This window comes from Massilia litorea, from assembly GCF_015101885.1.
Classification (GTDB): domain Bacteria; phylum Pseudomonadota; class Gammaproteobacteria; order Burkholderiales; family Burkholderiaceae_D; genus Telluria; species Telluria litorea.
The window spans coordinates 3,196,366-3,211,381 of sequence record NZ_CP062941.1 but is presented as its reverse complement, the minus strand read 5'-3'; the positions used below and the strand labels follow the sequence as shown (position 1 = coordinate 3,211,381).

Below are 15,016 nucleotides of genomic sequence, written 5' to 3'. Positions count from 1 at the left end.
CGGGTGCGGGCGTCCCCGGGGCACCTGCATGGTGCGCGCCGGTCCCGGCACCTGCCTGTTCGCGCTCAGCTGTCATTCGCCACCCGCCTTCCCTGCTCGTCCGGAAAACGCCGGCGGATCGCAGCGGCGATCCCGTCCGCGTCGAGCCCGGCGGCGGCCAGCAGGGCGGCCGGATCGCCGTGCTGGACAAAAATGTCGGGCAAGCCCAGCATCAGCAGGGGCTTGACCACGCCTGCGGCGGCCAGCGCCTCCGCCACCGCGGCCCCCGCGCCGCCCATCAGGCAGCCCTCCTCCACCGTCACCAGCCGGGCGTGCGTACGCGCCAGCCGCAGTACCAGCTCGCCGTCGAGCGGCTTGATGAAGCGCATGTTCGCCACCGTCGCGCCCAGCGTCCGCCCGGCGGCAAGGCTCGGCGCCAGCATGGAGCCGAAGGCGAGGATGGCCGTGCCGCGCCCTTCGTGCCGGATCTCGCCGCGCCCGAAAGCGATCTCCTCCAGCGTCTCCTCCACCGCCACGCCGGGCCCGGTGCCGCGCGGGAAGCGCACCGCGGCCGGCCCGGGGTGGCGGTACGCCGTGCTGAGCATCCTGCGGCATTCGTTTTCGTCGGACGCTGCCATCAGCACCATGTTCGGGACGCAGCGCAGGTAAGCGATGTCGTAATTCCCGGCATGCGTGGCGCCATCGGCGCCAACCAGGCCGGCCCTGTCGATGGCGAAGGTGACGTCGAGATCCTGCAGCGCCACGTCGTGGATCAGCTGGTCGTAGGCACGCTGGAGGAAGGTCGAATAGATCGCCACCACCGGCTTCATGCCCTCGGCTGCAAGGCCGCCCGCGAAGGTGACGGCGTGCTGCTCGGCGATGCCGACGTCGAAATAGCGCTCCGGATAAAGCTGCTCGAAGCGGACCAGGCCCGAGCCTTCGCGCATCGCCGGGGTGATGCCGACCAGGCGCGGGTCGGCGGCAGCCATGTCGCACAGCCAGTCGCCGAACACCTCGGTATAGCTCGGTTTGCCCGCCGCCGGCGCCGGTGCGGTCAAGCCGAGCGCGTGATCGAATTTGCCGGTGCCGTGGTAGCGGGTCGGCTCGGCTTCGGCGAGCTTGTAGCCCCGCCCCTTCTTCGTAATGATGTGGAGGAACTGCGGGCCCGTGCGTGCGCGCAGGTTTTCCAGCGTCGGCACCAGGGCGTCGAGATCGTGGCCGTCGATCGGCCCGACGTAGTCGAAGCCGAAATGCTCGAACAGCGTCGCGGCCGGCAACACCATGCCCTTGGCGTGCTCTTCCAGCCGGCGCGCCACTTCAAGCACCGGCTCGGGCAGCACGGCCTGGCCGGCCTGCTTCGCCGCCGCGACCGCATGGCTCGAGAGCAGGCGCGCCAGATAGCGGCTCAGGGCCCCGACCGCGGGCGAGATCGACATCTCGTTGTCGTTCAGGATGACCAGCAGCCGCAGGTCGCCGGCAATCCCGGCGTTGTTCATGGCCTCGTAGGCCAGCCCGGCGCTCATCGCGCCGTCGCCGATGACGGCCACTGCATGCCGGTCCTCGCCGCACAGCCTGGCGGCCTGCGCCATGCCGAGCGCGGCCGAAATGGAGGTGGACGAGTGGGCGGTGCCGAAGGTGTCGTAGACGCTTTCGCTGCGGCGCGGAAAGCCGGAGAGGCCGCCCTGCTGGCGCAGCGACCCCATCCGCTCGCGCCTGCCGGTCAGCACCTTATGGCCATAACTCTGGTGCCCCACGTCCCAGACGATGCGGTCACGCGGCGTGTCGAACACGTAGTGCAGCGCAATCGTCAGCTCGACGGTGCCCAGGTTGGATGAGAGGTGGCCGCCGGTACGCGCCACCGATTCGAGCAGGAACTGGCGCAACTCCCGGGCCAGCGGTTCAAGCTGGGCGCGCGGAAGCCGGCGCAGCGCTGACGGATCGTCGATAGCCTGTAGCAGGTTCATTCGCTTTCCTCCAGTACCACCGTGCGCCCGGCTGCGTGCCCGGCCGCGCGACGGCAAGGTGCGGCGGATTGGATAGCCGGTCTATTTTAAGCCAATCACGGCATACCTGTGGTTCGCGCATTGCGCGATGCGCAGCCTGCCCCGCAACGCGGCCGGCCGTATGACAAAACAAACCGACGCCCGCTGCGCGCGCGCCTGTTACTTGCTCTGATGGCAACAAGCTCGTACACTGAGCCATACTTATCCGGCACCAGCACATGGAATCTGGCTCATGAATAGCGAGTTCATCACTTCTGTTCCCACCCTTCACACGAAGCGACTCGTGCTTCGTGAATATCGACGGGCGGACTTTGACGCTTTCGCAGCGCATTGCGCCGACCCTGTCAGCTCGGCCCACCTGGTCCCGGCCGCCCGCCAGGCTGCATGGCGCATCTTCTGTTCACAAGCCGGACTATGGCTCATCCATGGCGCCGGATGGTGGGCTGTCGAGGAAAAGGAGACTGGTCAACTCATCGGGACTGTCGGCGCGTTCTTTCGCGAGGACTCCACCGTGATGGAACTTGGCTGGAATACCTATCGCGCCTTTTGGGGCCAGGGATTCGCGAACGAAGCGGCGGCGGCGGCCCTGAACCATGCGTTCGAGATCCGACGCGAACCCAAAGTTCGGGCTCTCATTTCTTCAGCCAATGAAGCATCGCTGCGCGTTGCCGGGCGCCTTGGACTGACTCATGAAGCGGAAACTGAGATATACGGCAAAGCGGTCGGCATTTATACGCGTGAGCGGACCTTCGCTCCTGTAACCATGGCAAGGGGTCCTGCTGCCTGAACTATTAAAGGCAAACTGGTATCGACTTGCGGCCGGAAGGATTTGGCCACAACCCGACAGGATGTGATGCACGCGATTTACTTTAGATGGAAAGTAGCCTCTGGTCATGAGCGAGACTTCGAGCACGCCTGGCTGGAACTGACCAGACTTATACGCGATGAGCGAGGCGGTCTGGGGTCGCGTTTGCATCGGTGCGCCGACGGCCACTATTTCGCGTATGCCCAATGGCCGTCCGAACTCTGCTGGGCGACACAAGCCGAGCCTACTGCACGCATGGCCGAGCTGCGAAACCAGATGCGTGAATTCGCTGAACTTGTAGATGGCCCACTTCGGGGTGACGTCGTTGCCGACCTCCTGGTTCCACTCGCTCACGGGATGGGTGGCCAGCTGGGGTGAAGAGGCTGATGGTTGCAGCCATGGACGAGAGCAGATGAACTCTTGAGAACATGCCAGGTACGAATATTCCGGCTGGCATACCAAAGCGACCATCTTTTACAGTAACAGCAATTTAGCCCCCTGGGAAATACGATGGAAAATTTATCGGCTTTCGCCCATCAGGTGTTTGAATCGCAAGCTTTCAGCCAGTTCATCGGTGCCGAGCTGACCCAGGTCGGGTCCGATCATGCCGAACTGTCCCTGCGGATAGCAGACCACCACAAGCAACAGCATGGCTTCGTGCATGGCGGGGTGCTCAGCTACCTGGCGGATAACGCCATTACCTTCGCTGGCGGCCTGGCCCTGGGCGGCAATGCGCTGACCTCGGAATTCAAGATCAATTACATCAAGCCGGCCAAGGGGTCGCACCTGCTGGCGCGTGCCAGGGCACGTAGTGCGGGCAAGCGCCAGGCCGTGTGCCAGTGCGAGATCTTCGTTGTGGTAGAGGGTGTCGAAACGCTGTGCGCGCTCGCGCAGGGGACCGTCGTCGCAGCCGCCTGACGTACATCTTCCTGTCTGTTTCTGCTGACCGACCGCGCTTCTCGATCCGCCACGGGTAGTCAGACCACGCTCTTCACCACTCCGCCGTCCGCACGCAAGGCCGCGCCCGTGGTGGCGGACGCCAGCGGGCTGGCGATGTACGCCACCAGCGAAGCGACTTCCTCCGGTGCGGCAAAGCGCTTGATGAGCGAGGTCGGACGCGCCTTCTCGAAGAACTCCTTCTCGGTCTGGTCGAATGACATGCCTTGCGCCTTGCCCAGCTCTTCGACAAAGTCCCTGACGCCGCGCGACCTGGTAGGCCCCGGGAGAATGCTGTTGACCGTAATGCCGGTGCCCGCCACCGTTTCGGCAAGACCGCGCGACACCGCCAGCTGGGCGGTTTTGGTGGTGCCGTAATGGATCATCTCGGTGGGGATCTGGATCGCACTTTCGCTCGAAATGAAAATGATGCGGCCCCAGTTGCGCTGCCTCATCGATGGCAGGTAGAGGCGCGCCAGGCGCACGCCGCTCAGCACATTCACTTCAAAAAAGCGCATCCAGTCCTCGTCGGGAATGTCCTCGAACGGCTTCGCCTCGAAAATGCCCAGGTTGTTGACCAGGATGTCGACAGCCGGATACCGGCGTCCAAGCTCCTCGGCGGCGGCTGCGGTGCCGAGATCGCCGGCGAATCCGAGCACGTCCGCGCCGGTGGAGGTGTTGATTTCCGCAATCGCCGCATCGACCGCGGCCTGGGTGCGCCCGTTCACGATCACGCGTGCGCCTTCGCGTGCCAGCGCTTCGACGATTGCACGGCCGATGCCGGCGGTGCTGCCGGTGACGAGTGCCAGTTTGTTGGTGAGCTTGAGATCCACGATGTCCTTTCTTTTTCCGACGGCCGGTAGTGGTGAGATGGATGATTATGCAGCTTTTCCCGATATCGGCAATTGGCGCTTCGCGGAATACGAAGGCTGCGCGGAACGCGAAGGCAGGCTGGCCGATCCTGGCCGTTTTTGTCCGCGCGATGGCTGAACGATCAGGACCGCCCGGACTGCCTCGCCTGGCGACGGGCAGGCTCCTTGCCGTCGGCCGCACGCGCCTCGGCTCCGCTTTCCACCGATCGGAGGACCAGCAACAGACAGGTCCCGAGGAGCATCATCGCCGCCGCCAGGTACAGTCCCACCTCGTAGCTGCCGAAATGGGCGGCGAGCGCACCGGTGGCGGCCGGACCGACAATTTGTCCCGCCCCGTAGGACATGCTCATTTTCCCCATCATTTTGGCGGGCCGGTTCGGGTAGTAGCGGCCGGCCATGGTCATGACCAGGCTGACCATCCCGACAAAGGTCGCGCCAAACAGCAGGGCACCGACGATGGTCATGACCAGGCCGCCGGCCAGCAGCGGCAGCAGGATCCCGGCAATTTGAAGGACGGCGGCCAGGATCAGGGCGTTCAGGTCGCCCGTGCGGCGGGCGACCAGGTCCCAGACGATACAGGCCGGCGCCGCGCCGATGCCGATGGCGAGGAAAGCCAGGTTTCCCTGCCCGGCCAGGCCAGGCAGCTTGTTGACGATGGCGACGATGAAGGTGGCGCCGATGACATAGGCAAACCCTGCGCAAAAATAGGCGGCGATAAAAATCTGGAGATAGAGCGCGCCGGGCGGCCGGTCTTCCATCTTCTGGCCGGTCGTCGTCACGCCGCTCGCATCGGGCCTGGGTACCCAGCGCAGGGCGGGAATCAGCAGGAACGCGCCCACCGCCGCAAACGCAAACCACTGTTCGCGCCAGTCCAGTCCCTGGGTCAGGAATTCCACCAGCGCCGCACAACCGGCGATGCCGAGCCCGATGCCGGAGAAGTGGATGCCGAGTTCGCTGCGATGGTCATGCCGGATCAGCCAATGGAGAATCAGGCCGGTTCCGAGCAGCATGCCGGCGGCTGCGCTCAGGCCGCCAACGAAGCGCAGGAGCGCCCACAGGACCACATCGGTGGTGAGCCCCATCGCCAGGGTGCTCACCACGGCGATCACCATCCCGACCCGGTACAGCCGGTCCTTGAGCGCAAGGTCGCCGATGGAGGAAGCAGCCAGGGCGCCGCACAGATAGCCTGCATAGTTGATTGCCGCCAGCCAGCCGGCCGCGCGAACGCCGAGGCCCGCCTGCTCCTGCATCAGGGGCAGGAGCGGAGTATAGGCGAAGCGGGCCACGCCCAGCGACAGCAGCAGGCTGAAGATTCCACCGCAGAGTACCTGCAGACGTTGTCCTTGACCGGGCATGGCAGCTCCTAACGCGGCCGGCCAGCAGGCAGGGCCAGCCAGGAGCACCGTTGGGCCTTCAGACGGCTCTGCAGCATGTGGCGCTCCCGAATGTTGTAATTGACCGTTTGCCTACAATAAACGAAAAACCCGAACGCAGGGGAGCCGAATGCCCGCAGCCTCTTTCAGTAATCCATAAGCTGAAACACACCCTCCATTCATGACGGGCATTCATAAGCCCAAGCAATCCCCGCCCGGTTTTCCCTTGACGTTTGCCGCTACCATGCGTCCTGTCCCGCCACGCCTCCAGCGCTGGCGCAACTCTTTCAAAGGAAAACCCATGACCGTCAAAGCCTACGGCGCCCACGCCGCCGACAAGCCGCTCGAATCGATGGACATCACCCGCCGCGCGCCGGGTCAGCACGACGTGCAGGTCGACATCGCCTACTGCGGCGTGTGCCACTCCGACCTGCACCAGGTGCGCGCCGAATGGGCCGGCACTCTCTTCCCTTGCGTACCGGGCCACGAGATCGTCGGCCGTGTCTCCGCCACCGGCGCCCACGTGACCAGATACAAGGTCGGCGACCTGGTCGGCGTCGGCTGCATGGTCGACAGCTGCAGGCATTGCGCCGATTGCGAGGACGGCCTCGAGAACTACTGCGACGGCATGGTCGGCACCTATAACGGCCCCACCGCGGATGCCCCCGGCCATACCCTGGGCGGCTACTCCGAGCAGATCGTCGTCGACGAGCGCTTCGTGCTGCGCGTGCGCCATCCGGAAGAACAGCTGGCCGCCGTGGCGCCGCTGCTGTGCGCCGGCATCACGACCTGGTCTCCGCTGCGCCACTGGAATGCGGGGCCGGGCAAGCGCGTCGGCATCGTCGGCATCGGCGGCCTCGGTCACATGGGCATCAAACTGGCCCGTGCGATGGGTGCCCACGTGGTCGCGTTCACGACCTCCGAAAGCAAGCGCCAGGATGCGCAAGCGCTGGGCGCGCATGAAGTCGTCGTCTCGCGCGACGCACATGCCATGGCCGCGCAGGCGCAAAAGCTGGACCTGATCGTCAACACGGTCGCCGCGCCGCACGACCTCGACGCCTTCCTCACGCTCCTGAAACGCGACGGCACCATGGTGCTGGTCGGCGCGCCATCGTCTCCGCACCCGTCGCCGCAGGTGTTCAACCTGATCATGAAGCGCCGCGCGCTGGCCGGCTCGATGATCGGCGGGATTCCCGAGACCCAGGAAATGCTCGACTTCTGCGCCGAACACGGCATCGTCGCCGACATCGAAATGATCCGGGCCGACGAGATCAACGCAGCCTACGAGCGCATGCTGAAGGGCGACGTCAAGTACCGCTTCGTGATCGACAGCGCGACGCTGGGTGGCTGAGATGCAGGCGCCGGTTTCCACCACCACCGCGCCGGACGCCGTCCGTATGCCGGCGGCCTGGGGCGGCGTGTTCGCCCTCTCGCTCGGCGCGTTCGCGCTGGTCGCCTCGGAGTTCATGCCGGTCAGCCTGCTGACCTCCATCGCCGGCGACCTGCACGTCACCGAAGGCCAGGCCGGGCAATCGATCGCGGTCTCCGGGGCCTTCGCCCTGGTGACGAGCCTGTCGCTGCCTGCGCTGGCCGGCAAGCTCGATCGCAAGGTCCTGCTGCTGGCCCTGACCCTGCTGATGGTCGTCGCCGGCAGCATCGCCGCCTTTGCGCCGAACTATTCCGTCTTCATGGCCGGCCGCGCGTTCATCGGCGTGGCCATCGGCGGCTTCTGGTCGATGTCGGCAGCAGTCGCCATGCGCCTCGTGCCCACGGACCAGGTGCCGAAGGCGCTCGCCATCGTCAACGGCGGCAATGCGCTGGCCACGGTCGTCGCGGCGCCGCTGGGCAGCTTCCTCGGCGCGCTGGTCGGCTGGCGCGGTGCCTTCTTCTTCCTGATCCCGGTCGCGGCGCTGGCCCTGGCCTGGAAATGGGTCAGCCTGCCCGCGATGCCGGCCGGGCGCACGCAACGCAGCGGCAACGTGTTCACGCTGTTCAGGCGGCCACCGGTCGCCCTCGGCATGATCGCGGTCAGCCTGTTCTTCATGGGGCAGTTCGCGCTGTTTACTTACCTGCGCCCCTTCCTCGAGAGCGTGACGCATGCGAGTGCGACGACGACCTCGCTGATGCTGCTGGTGATCGGCGTGGCCGGCTTCATCGGCACCACCGTGATCGGCCCCTTCCTGAAGGAGGGGCTGTACCGGACGCTGGTCGCGATCCCGCTGCTGATGGCGGCGATCGGGGTCGGTCTGATGGTCTTCGGCGCCTCGCCTTTCGCGACCGCCCTGCTGCTGGGCGTCTGGGGCCTGGTCGGCACCGCGGCGCCGGTCGGCTGGTGGACCTGGCTCGCCAGAACGCTGCCGCAGGACGCGGAAGCCGGCGGCGGGCTGATGGTGGCGGTGGTGCAGCTGGCGATCGCGCTCGGCGCCACCGTCGGCGGCATCCTGTTCGACGGCTCCGGCTACCGCGCGACCTTCAGCGCGAGCGCCGTGGTCTTGCTGGCGGCCGCAGGAATGGCGCTGCTGGCCGCGCGTGCCGCACGCACCGGCTAGCGGCCAGTGTCTCATCCCATCCCGGCGCGCGCCAGCTGCATGCGCGCCAGCGACGGGTACAGCGGCGGACTGATGATCCGCGCCAGCATGCTCGCCACCAGCGCGCAGGCCATCAGGCTCAGGACCATCGCGTGGCCATCGACCATCTCCATGACGATGATGAAGGCCGTCAGCGGCGCCTGCGTGGCGGCGGCCAGGAAGCCGACCATGCCCAGCGCGATCAGGGCCGGCGCCTGGGTCTGGAAAAAGGCCACGGCGACGTCGTTGCCGAGTGCCGCGCCGATTGCCAGCGAAGGCGCGAAAATCCCGCCCGGCACACCCGACCAGGTACTCAGCCAGGTCGCCAGGAATTTGAAGAGCGCGTACATCATCGGCATGGTCGCGACGCCGTCGACCATCGACCTGGTCGGCGCGTAGCCCGAACCGAAGGTGCTCCCGGCGGTGACCAGCCCGATCACCGCCACGACCAGGCCGCAAACGGCACCGAACAGCACCGGCCTGCGTGCACGCAGCCGGCTCATCGGGTCGACGCCCAGGCCGGCGGTCGAGGCGATCATCAGCCGCGAAAACAATCCCCCCGCCACGCCCGTACAGAGCGCCACCGCGATGCCGGGCAGGAGCAGCGCCGTGCCGATTGCGCCGATGTGGATGACGCCGAAATAAGTCGCGTTGCCGTGCGCCGACACGGCCACCAGGCCACCCAGCACGATCGCGGTGATGATCAGGCCACTGCTGCGCTGCTCGGGCGCGCGCGCGAGTTCCTCGATGGCGAACATGACCCCGGCCAGCGGCGTGTTGAAGGCGGCGGCGATGCCGGCCGCGCCGCCGGCCACCAACAGGCCATGGGCATTGATCGAGGTGCGCGCGGGCAGGAGGCGCCGCGCCTGCAGCATGACGCCGGCCGCGATCTGCACCGACGGGCCTTCGCGTCCCAGCGACAGTCCGGCCAGCAGGCCGCCCGCGGTCAGGCCGACCTTGGCGATACTCAGGCGCAGCGCCACGAACAGCCCGCGTCGTTCGGGCGGCAGCGCCGGTTCGAGCGCCGCCATCACTTGCGGGATGCCCGATCCGGCCGCGCCCGCGGCATGGCGGCGCGTGAACCAGACGATGGCAGCGGTGCAGGCCGGCGTCCAGATGAGCGGGCTCCACCAGATCACGATCCGCAACCAGTCGAAGGCATCGAAGGCGATTTCGCACAGCCAGGTAAACGCGACCACGGTCAGCCCGGCCAGCACCGCCAGCGCCACCACGACCGCCCTCCCCGACCAGAGTTGCCAATCGGAGAGTTCTACGCGCATCCTGTCGCGCCAGTTGTGGGTGTGCTTCATGCGAGCGTCGGTATGGCCGAAGGCCGTGGGGTTTGGGATGGTCGCGCCGGGCAGCGAAAACTGCCGGGATAGCGCCGGAAATCTACATTTGTGCAAATGCGAATTGTACCTCAGGCACTGCCAGTGGCCGCACGATCCCCTACAATGGATACATGACAGAGACCTCAGCATCGTTTCGCCGGATGAACCCGCGCGCGCTGGGCGCCGCATTGCAGGATGCGCGCCGGCACACGCTGGCCCTGTTCGACGCCCTCGCAGCCAGCGGTTACGACCGGGCGGCGCAGGTGCCGCACCTTCCCATCCTGAACCCGCCGCTGTGGGAACTGGGGCATGTCGCCTGGTTCGCTGAATGGTTCGTCCTGCGCGCGGCGCGCAGCAGCCAGCCCGGCGACGCCGCCGGCCCTTCGCTGCTGGCGAAGGCAGACAGCTGGTTCGACTCGAACACGGTGGCCCACGACACGCGCTGGGCCCTCGACCTGCCGGCCCCCGGCACAATCCAGACCTGGTGCTGCGAGGTGCTGGACGCGATACGCGAGCGGCTGGCGCACACGCTTGACGACGACGCGGCGCTCTACCCGTATCGCCTGGTGCTGGCGCACGAGGACATGCACGGCGAAGCCCTGCTCTACACCTTGCAGACGCTTGGCGCGGCGGCGCCCGCATTCGGGGCGTACACGCCGCAGCCCCCAGCGGCGGGCGAGATCTCCTTTGCCGGCGGCGACTTCCTGCTCGGCGGCGAGCAGTCGCGCGGCTTCGTGTTCGACAACGAACGGCAGGCCGCGCCCTGCCGCGTCGCCGCCTTCACGATCGACGCCGGCCTGGTATCGAATGCGGCCTGGCTAGCCTTCATGCGCGATGGCGGCTACAAGAATCCCCGGCACTGGAGCGCGTCCGGCCGCGCATGGCTGATGGAACACGAACGCAGGGCCCCGCGCTACTGGCAACGGACGGGCGAAGACTGGCACACGCTGCGCTTCGGCAGCCCGGTGCCGCTCGATCCGGCGGCGCCCGTACGCCACGTGAGCCTGCACGAAGCAGAGGCCTACTGCAGCTGGGCCGGCAGGCGCCTGCCGCGCGAAGAAGAGTGGGAATTCGCGGCCGGCGCGGGCCATCCCGGCTTCAGCTGGGGCCAGCTATGGGAATGGACGGCATCGCCCTTCCTGCCCTACCCCGGCTTCAGCGCGGACCGCTACCGCGAGTATTCGCAGCCCTCGTTCGGCAGCTGCCAGACCCTGCGCGGCGCCTCCTTCGCGACGCCGCCGCGCCTGCAGTCGCCGCAGTTCCGCAATTTTTATGCGCCCGGGCGCGACGACATCTTCGCCGGGTTCCGTACCTGTGCGCCGAACGATTTATACGGTTATAGAAAGGCCGATTAATGGAGCGCTGGGTCGCATACGCATTCTTTTCGATGGCATTCGCCGGCTTTACCTCGGTGATTGCCAAGCTCGGGCTGACCGGCATCTCGGGCGACCTGGGACTGGCCATACGAACCTGCTTCGTCTTCGTGTTCGTGCTGCTGTTCGCCAGTGTGGTGGTTCCCTTCTCGCAGCTGGAAACGCTCACCTGGAAGAATTTCTTCTGGCTCGGCCTGTCGGGCGTCACGACCGCGGCTTCCTGGATCTTCTATTACAAGGCGATCAAACTGGGCGACGTGTCCACGGTGGCGCTGATCGACAAGGGCAGCGTGGTCGTCGCCGTGCTGCTGGCCTGGTGGATCCTGCATGAGGCGATCACGCCGGCGAAACTGGCGGGCGCCGCGCTGATCGCAGCGGGAATGCTCGTGATCGCGCGCGGCTGAGGGCTTCAGGCCGGCCCTTCGCCGGCAAAAGCCTGGAGCAGCCGGTTGAACGTGCCCGCATGCGTCACGTTCATCCCGTGCGAGGCGTCAGGCACCACCTGCTGCTGCGCGTTCGCGATCCATTGCGCCAGCTGGTCCACGTTGTCGCGATACATGCGCGGGCTCTTCTCGCCGGCGATCAGCAAGGTCGGGCAGCGCACTTCGCTTGCTGCTGCCTGCGTATAGGCGGGCAAGGGATCGCGGAACTGCTTGGGTAAAGTGGCCGCGTTGTCGGTCGCCATCATGCGAAAGCCTGGGGAACTGCGGCGCCAGATGCCGGGCATGCTGACCGAGTCGACGAACAGTTCCAGCCCGGCCTCGATCGCGCCGCGTTCGATCAGCCCGGCCACGTTCGCGCGCAGCGCTTCGGTCGCCGGCGGCAGGGCAGCCTGCGTCGCTCCATCCACCTCCAGGGGGCCGCCCGGATCGGCCAGCGTCAGCGTCCTGACCAGGTCGGGATATGCGCGCGCCAGCTGGAAGGCGACGCAGCCGCCGCGCGAATGCCCGACCAGGTGCACCGGCCCGACGTTCATCGCTCCGATGAACTCGGCGAGTTCGTCGACGTGCCGCTTCCAGCTGAACTCTCCCTGCACCGCTGCGTCCTCGCCCGGCCAGTAATGGCCGAGACTGACCGACACGCACTGGAAGTGCCGGGAGAGCGCCCCCGTCTGGCTGTTCCAGTAGCGGTAGTCGCACAGCGAGCCATGGACGAACAGCAGCGGCGCGCCGGAACCGGAAGTCACGTAAGGCACCCGTATGCCGGACGGCATCGTGGCGAAATACACCTTCGGGGCGGCGAGAATGGCTGGGTCGGTGCGTGCGTTCATGATGGGCTCCTTTTCCAATACTATGCACTAGGTGCTAGTCTAAGAAAATCGCATAATATTGATCGTACCTATCTACTTATCTGATACCTATGAAAGCACTCGACCTGGACGTACTGGCGATGATCGTGGCGGTCGCCGATACCGGCAACATCAGCCGCGCGGCGGAAGTCGTGCACCGCTCGCAATCGGCAGTGAGCATGCAGATCAAGACCCTGGAGACGGCACTCGGCAAACCGCTGTTCGTGCGCGGCCCGAGGAGCGTAACGCCGACGCAGGACGGCGAGGTCCTGCTGAGCTTCGCGCGGCGCATGCTCGCGCTGCGCGACGAAGCCTGGGCCGCCGTGGTGCGGCCCGACATCACCGGCCGCGTCGTCATCGGCGTGCCCGACGACTACGCGTCTTCCCTGCTGCCCTCGATCCTCAAGAAATTCTCGGCCACCTACCCCAAGGTCGAGATCCAGGTGGTGGGCCTGCCGAGCGTGGCGCTGGCGCCGATGGTCAAGGACGGATCGGTCGACCTGGTCTGCGCGACGCGCGTAAAAGGGCTGTCGGGCGAGTTCATCCGCTTCGAGCCGATGGTCTGGGCGGCGAGCCCCGGGGCGTCCGATATCTGGCGCGAGCGGCCATTGCCGATTGCCGTTTTCCTGCCGGGCAGCGTGGCGCGGGAAAATGCGATCCGCAGTCTCGAGCGGGCGAAGATTCCGTACCGCACTTCGTACGAAAGCCCGAGCCTGATGGGGCTGCTCAGCATGGTCGAAGCGGGACTGGCGATCGCGCCGCTGGCCCGCTGCGCGGTGCCTGCCCACCTCAGCTTGCTGGGGCAGGCGCAGGGTTTGCCGGAGATCGATGCGCTGGAGGTGATCCTGGCGCGCAGCAGCAAGTCGAAGCGACCGCCCTGCGATTTTTTGGCGGAGAAGATCATGTCGGAGTTGCGGCGCTGAGTCAGGCGCTTTCAGGCGTAGCCGCCACAAACTCACATCTCCTTACAAACTGCGCGATCCCGATTTTCAAAAAGCGCTAAGCTCTACGCTTGGAACGTAGAAGTGGGTAGCACATCATGAAGACGCAATTGCTTGAAGACATCGGCGAAAACACGGCATCATCCCTTGCGCCTTCCAACCCAGCCGGACCATCGAACGCGGCCGGCGAGGTGCACGCGCTTGCGCCCGCAGCGAAGGCGCAGCCTGCCAGGCCCCGCTCCGCCCTCGGCGTATGGAGGCAGGCGCCCGCAGCCGAGCCGTACATCCCCACGCCGCAGCAGCCGGCGCAAGCACCGGCCCCTCTGGATCTGGACAACGTCTTCGAGGAAATCGCGGCCCTTGAGGCCCAGTATGTGGCGCCAGTGCAGCCGCATGCTCCTCCCGTGGCGCCGGCCGCACCCCGGCACGAGCTTCCCGCGCCCCCGGCCGGGCCCATGCACGAGCCTGCCATTCCTCCGGCCGCGTTCACGCACGAGGCTGCGATTCCTCCGGCCGCGTTCACGCACGAGGCTGCTGTTCCTCCGGCCCGACCCATGCACGAGGCTGCTGTTCCTCCAGCCCAGCCCATGCCCGAGCCTGCTGTTCCTCTTGCCCAGCCCATACTCGAGGCTGCTATTCCTCCAGCCCAGCCCATGCCCGAGGCTGCCATTCCTCCAGCCCGGCCCATGCACGAGCCTGCCGTTCCTCCGGCCCGGCCCACGCTCGCTCCGGATCCGGCGGACGCCCCGACCACGCCGCAAGACCCTTTGTTCGACTTCACCCTGCCCTCGCCGGAACTGCAGGCAGACAATCCGTTCACGCCTCCTGCCCGCGCCACGCGGTCCAGGCAGCGCTATCTGCTGTGGGGTGCCTGCCTGCTGTCGGTTGCCCTCCTCGGTCTGGGCGGCCGGTGGCTGTACCAGGAGCGCAAGGATGCAGGAGCGCTCGCGCGCATCGCCGACGATGTGAAGGCCAAGCCGCAGGCCGACAAGGCCGTGCAGCGTCAGGCAGTCGTTCCACAGGCGCCGGCGCCGGCGCCTCAGGCCGACGCCGGCCCAGGGCCCGTCGAACCCGCGAGCCGTCCTGCGTCGTCCGTGCCGCCCCTTGTCTACCTGCCACCTGAGCCGCGCGCTGCCGCCAAGGCTGATCCGGCCCCTGCCGCCAAGGCTGATCCGGCCCCTGCCGCCAAGGCTGAACAGCCCGCTTCATTGGCGGAAAGCCCGGCAGAGTCGCGGACGTCTTCGAAACCTGCCCCTGCCGCGGAACAAGGACGGATCTACCCGATACCCAAGCGATCGAGCCAGAAGGAGCGCGCCCGGCCCGACGCGCCAGCCAGGCGCGCAAAGGCCAAGCCCGAACCCGCCCCCGCCCGCCAGCTCGCGCGCGCAAGCGTCGCTGCGACAGAAAAGCGATCAGGACCGGACACCTCGATGGAAGCAACGCTGAAGGCATGCAGGGAACATGGATATCACGCGGCGCAATGCATCAAGCGCGACTGCAGCGTGACCGAATACGGGTTCGTTTGCCGCGGGCGCTGACACAGCCCCC

15 protein-coding genes are annotated in these 15,016 nt (G+C 66.8%); 10 read left to right on the top strand and 5 right to left on the bottom strand.

Translation table 11 applies throughout. From position 1 onward, the window contains the following. Window positions 1-65 precede the first annotated feature (65 nt). On the bottom strand, window positions 66-1,943 hold the full coding sequence (gene dxs, locus LPB04_RS14415) for a 1-deoxy-D-xylulose-5-phosphate synthase (protein ID WP_193685231.1): 1,878 nt from the start codon (window positions 1,941-1,943) through the stop codon (window positions 66-68). Between the two features lie 271 nt (window positions 1,944-2,214). On the opposite strand from dxs, the gene LPB04_RS14410 reads away from it, so the two are divergent. The 3 genes from LPB04_RS14410 (at window position 2,215) to LPB04_RS14400 (ending at window position 3,705) form a co-directional block, all read left to right on the top strand. Further along, on the top strand, window positions 2,215-2,769 hold the full coding sequence (locus LPB04_RS14410) for a GNAT family N-acetyltransferase (protein WP_193685230.1): 555 nt from the start codon (window positions 2,215-2,217) through the stop codon (window positions 2,767-2,769). Between the two features lie 66 nt (window positions 2,770-2,835). Continuing rightward, a complete protein-coding gene (locus tag LPB04_RS24445; RefSeq protein ID WP_193685229.1) occupies window positions 2,836-3,165 on the top strand; it encodes an antibiotic biosynthesis monooxygenase family protein in 330 nt (109 codons plus the stop codon). Between the two features lie 132 nt (window positions 3,166-3,297). Beyond that, window positions 3,298-3,705: a PaaI family thioesterase gene (locus LPB04_RS14400; protein WP_193685228.1), complete on the top strand. Its 408-nt coding sequence runs from the start codon at window positions 3,298-3,300 to the stop codon at window positions 3,703-3,705. A gap of 59 nt (window positions 3,706-3,764) precedes the next feature. Here LPB04_RS14400 and LPB04_RS14395 read toward each other — a convergent pair whose 3' ends face one another. After that, window positions 3,765-4,556, bottom strand: a complete 792-nt coding sequence (locus LPB04_RS14395; protein ID WP_193685227.1) for an SDR family NAD(P)-dependent oxidoreductase — start codon at window positions 4,554-4,556, stop codon at window positions 3,765-3,767. Between the two features lies 1 nt (window position 4,557). On the opposite strand from LPB04_RS14395, the gene LPB04_RS14390 reads away from it, so the two are divergent. After that, window positions 4,558-4,713, top strand: a complete 156-nt coding sequence (locus LPB04_RS14390; protein WP_193685226.1) for a hypothetical protein — start codon at window positions 4,558-4,560, stop codon at window positions 4,711-4,713. Between the two features lie 4 nt (window positions 4,714-4,717). Here LPB04_RS14390 and LPB04_RS14385 read toward each other — a convergent pair whose 3' ends face one another. Continuing rightward, complete coding sequence (locus LPB04_RS14385) at window positions 4,718-5,950, bottom strand: YbfB/YjiJ family MFS transporter (RefSeq protein ID WP_193685225.1); 1,233 nt, start codon at window positions 5,948-5,950, stop codon at window positions 4,718-4,720. 319 nt (window positions 5,951-6,269) lie between these two features. Here LPB04_RS14385 and LPB04_RS14380 point away from each other — a divergent pair, with 319 nt between their 5' ends. Both LPB04_RS14380 and LPB04_RS14375 read left to right on the top strand, forming a co-directional pair. Continuing rightward, window positions 6,270-7,319 (top strand): NAD(P)-dependent alcohol dehydrogenase, encoded by a 1,050-nt coding sequence (locus tag LPB04_RS14380; RefSeq protein WP_193685224.1) that lies wholly within the window; start codon window positions 6,270-6,272, stop codon window positions 7,317-7,319. Window position 7,320: 1 nt separating this feature from the next. After that, window positions 7,321-8,517 (top strand): MFS transporter, encoded by a 1,197-nt coding sequence (locus LPB04_RS14375; protein WP_193689007.1) that lies wholly within the window; start codon window positions 7,321-7,323, stop codon window positions 8,515-8,517. An 11-nt stretch (window positions 8,518-8,528) separates the two neighbouring features. Here the strand turns inward: LPB04_RS14375 and LPB04_RS14370 are convergent, their stop codons facing one another. Beyond that, entirely contained in the window at window positions 8,529-9,845 is a 1,317-nt protein-coding gene (locus LPB04_RS14370) for a chloride channel protein (protein ID WP_193685223.1), read from the bottom strand. A 152-nt stretch (window positions 9,846-9,997) separates the two neighbouring features. On the opposite strand from LPB04_RS14370, the gene senA reads away from it, so the two are divergent. Then, window positions 9,998-11,221 carry a selenoneine synthase SenA gene (senA, locus tag LPB04_RS14365; protein ID WP_227496413.1) on the top strand — a complete coding sequence of 408 codons (1,224 nt, stop codon included), beginning with the start codon at window positions 9,998-10,000 and terminating at the stop codon, window positions 11,219-11,221. Further along, window positions 11,221-11,643: an EamA family transporter gene (locus LPB04_RS14360; RefSeq protein WP_193685222.1), complete on the top strand. Its 423-nt coding sequence runs from the start codon at window positions 11,221-11,223 to the stop codon at window positions 11,641-11,643. The genes senA and LPB04_RS14360 overlap by 1 nt, the downstream gene beginning before the upstream one ends. Window positions 11,644-11,648: 5 nt before the next feature. Here the strand turns inward: LPB04_RS14360 and LPB04_RS14355 are convergent, their stop codons facing one another. Beyond that, the gene (locus tag LPB04_RS14355) at window positions 11,649-12,509 is read right to left on the bottom strand and encodes an alpha/beta fold hydrolase (RefSeq protein ID WP_193685221.1); all 861 of its coding nucleotides are present in this window, start codon (window positions 12,507-12,509) and stop codon (window positions 11,649-11,651) included. 89 nt (window positions 12,510-12,598) lie between these two features. Between LPB04_RS14355 and LPB04_RS14350 the strand changes: the two genes are divergently transcribed. Both LPB04_RS14350 and LPB04_RS14345 read left to right on the top strand, forming a co-directional pair. Beyond that, window positions 12,599-13,450, top strand: a complete 852-nt coding sequence (locus LPB04_RS14350; RefSeq protein WP_193685220.1) for a LysR substrate-binding domain-containing protein — start codon at window positions 12,599-12,601, stop codon at window positions 13,448-13,450. Window positions 13,451-13,566: 116 nt separating this feature from the next. Continuing rightward, window positions 13,567-15,006, top strand: a complete 1,440-nt coding sequence (locus LPB04_RS14345; protein WP_193685219.1) for a hypothetical protein — start codon at window positions 13,567-13,569, stop codon at window positions 15,004-15,006. Window positions 15,007-15,016 lie beyond the last annotated feature (10 nt).

Coding starts and splice junctions, on each gene's coding strand:
- dxs (WP_193685231.1), bottom strand. CDS start 1,943: ATGAACCTGCTACAGGCTATCGACGATCCGTCAGCGCTGCGCCGGCTT.
- LPB04_RS14410 (WP_193685230.1), top strand. CDS start 2,215: ATGAATAGCGAGTTCATCACTTCTGTTCCCACCCTTCACACGAAGCGA.
- LPB04_RS24445 (WP_193685229.1), top strand. CDS start 2,836: ATGCACGCGATTTACTTTAGATGGAAAGTAGCCTCTGGTCATGAGCGA.
- LPB04_RS14400 (WP_193685228.1), top strand. CDS start 3,298: ATGGAAAATTTATCGGCTTTCGCCCATCAGGTGTTTGAATCGCAAGCT.
- LPB04_RS14390 (WP_193685226.1), top strand. CDS start 4,558: ATGTCCTTTCTTTTTCCGACGGCCGGTAGTGGTGAGATGGATGATTAT.
- LPB04_RS14385 (WP_193685225.1), bottom strand. CDS start 5,950: ATGCCCGGTCAAGGACAACGTCTGCAGGTACTCTGCGGTGGAATCTTC.
- LPB04_RS14380 (WP_193685224.1), top strand. CDS start 6,270: ATGACCGTCAAAGCCTACGGCGCCCACGCCGCCGACAAGCCGCTCGAA.
- LPB04_RS14375 (WP_193689007.1), top strand. CDS start 7,321: ATGCAGGCGCCGGTTTCCACCACCACCGCGCCGGACGCCGTCCGTATG.
- LPB04_RS14370 (WP_193685223.1), bottom strand. CDS start 9,845: ATGAAGCACACCCACAACTGGCGCGACAGGATGCGCGTAGAACTCTCC.
- senA (WP_227496413.1), top strand. CDS start 9,998: ATGACAGAGACCTCAGCATCGTTTCGCCGGATGAACCCGCGCGCGCTG.
- LPB04_RS14360 (WP_193685222.1), top strand. CDS start 11,221: ATGGAGCGCTGGGTCGCATACGCATTCTTTTCGATGGCATTCGCCGGC.
- LPB04_RS14355 (WP_193685221.1), bottom strand. CDS start 12,509: ATGAACGCACGCACCGACCCAGCCATTCTCGCCGCCCCGAAGGTGTAT.
- LPB04_RS14350 (WP_193685220.1), top strand. CDS start 12,599: ATGAAAGCACTCGACCTGGACGTACTGGCGATGATCGTGGCGGTCGCC.
- LPB04_RS14345 (WP_193685219.1), top strand. CDS start 13,567: ATGAAGACGCAATTGCTTGAAGACATCGGCGAAAACACGGCATCATCC.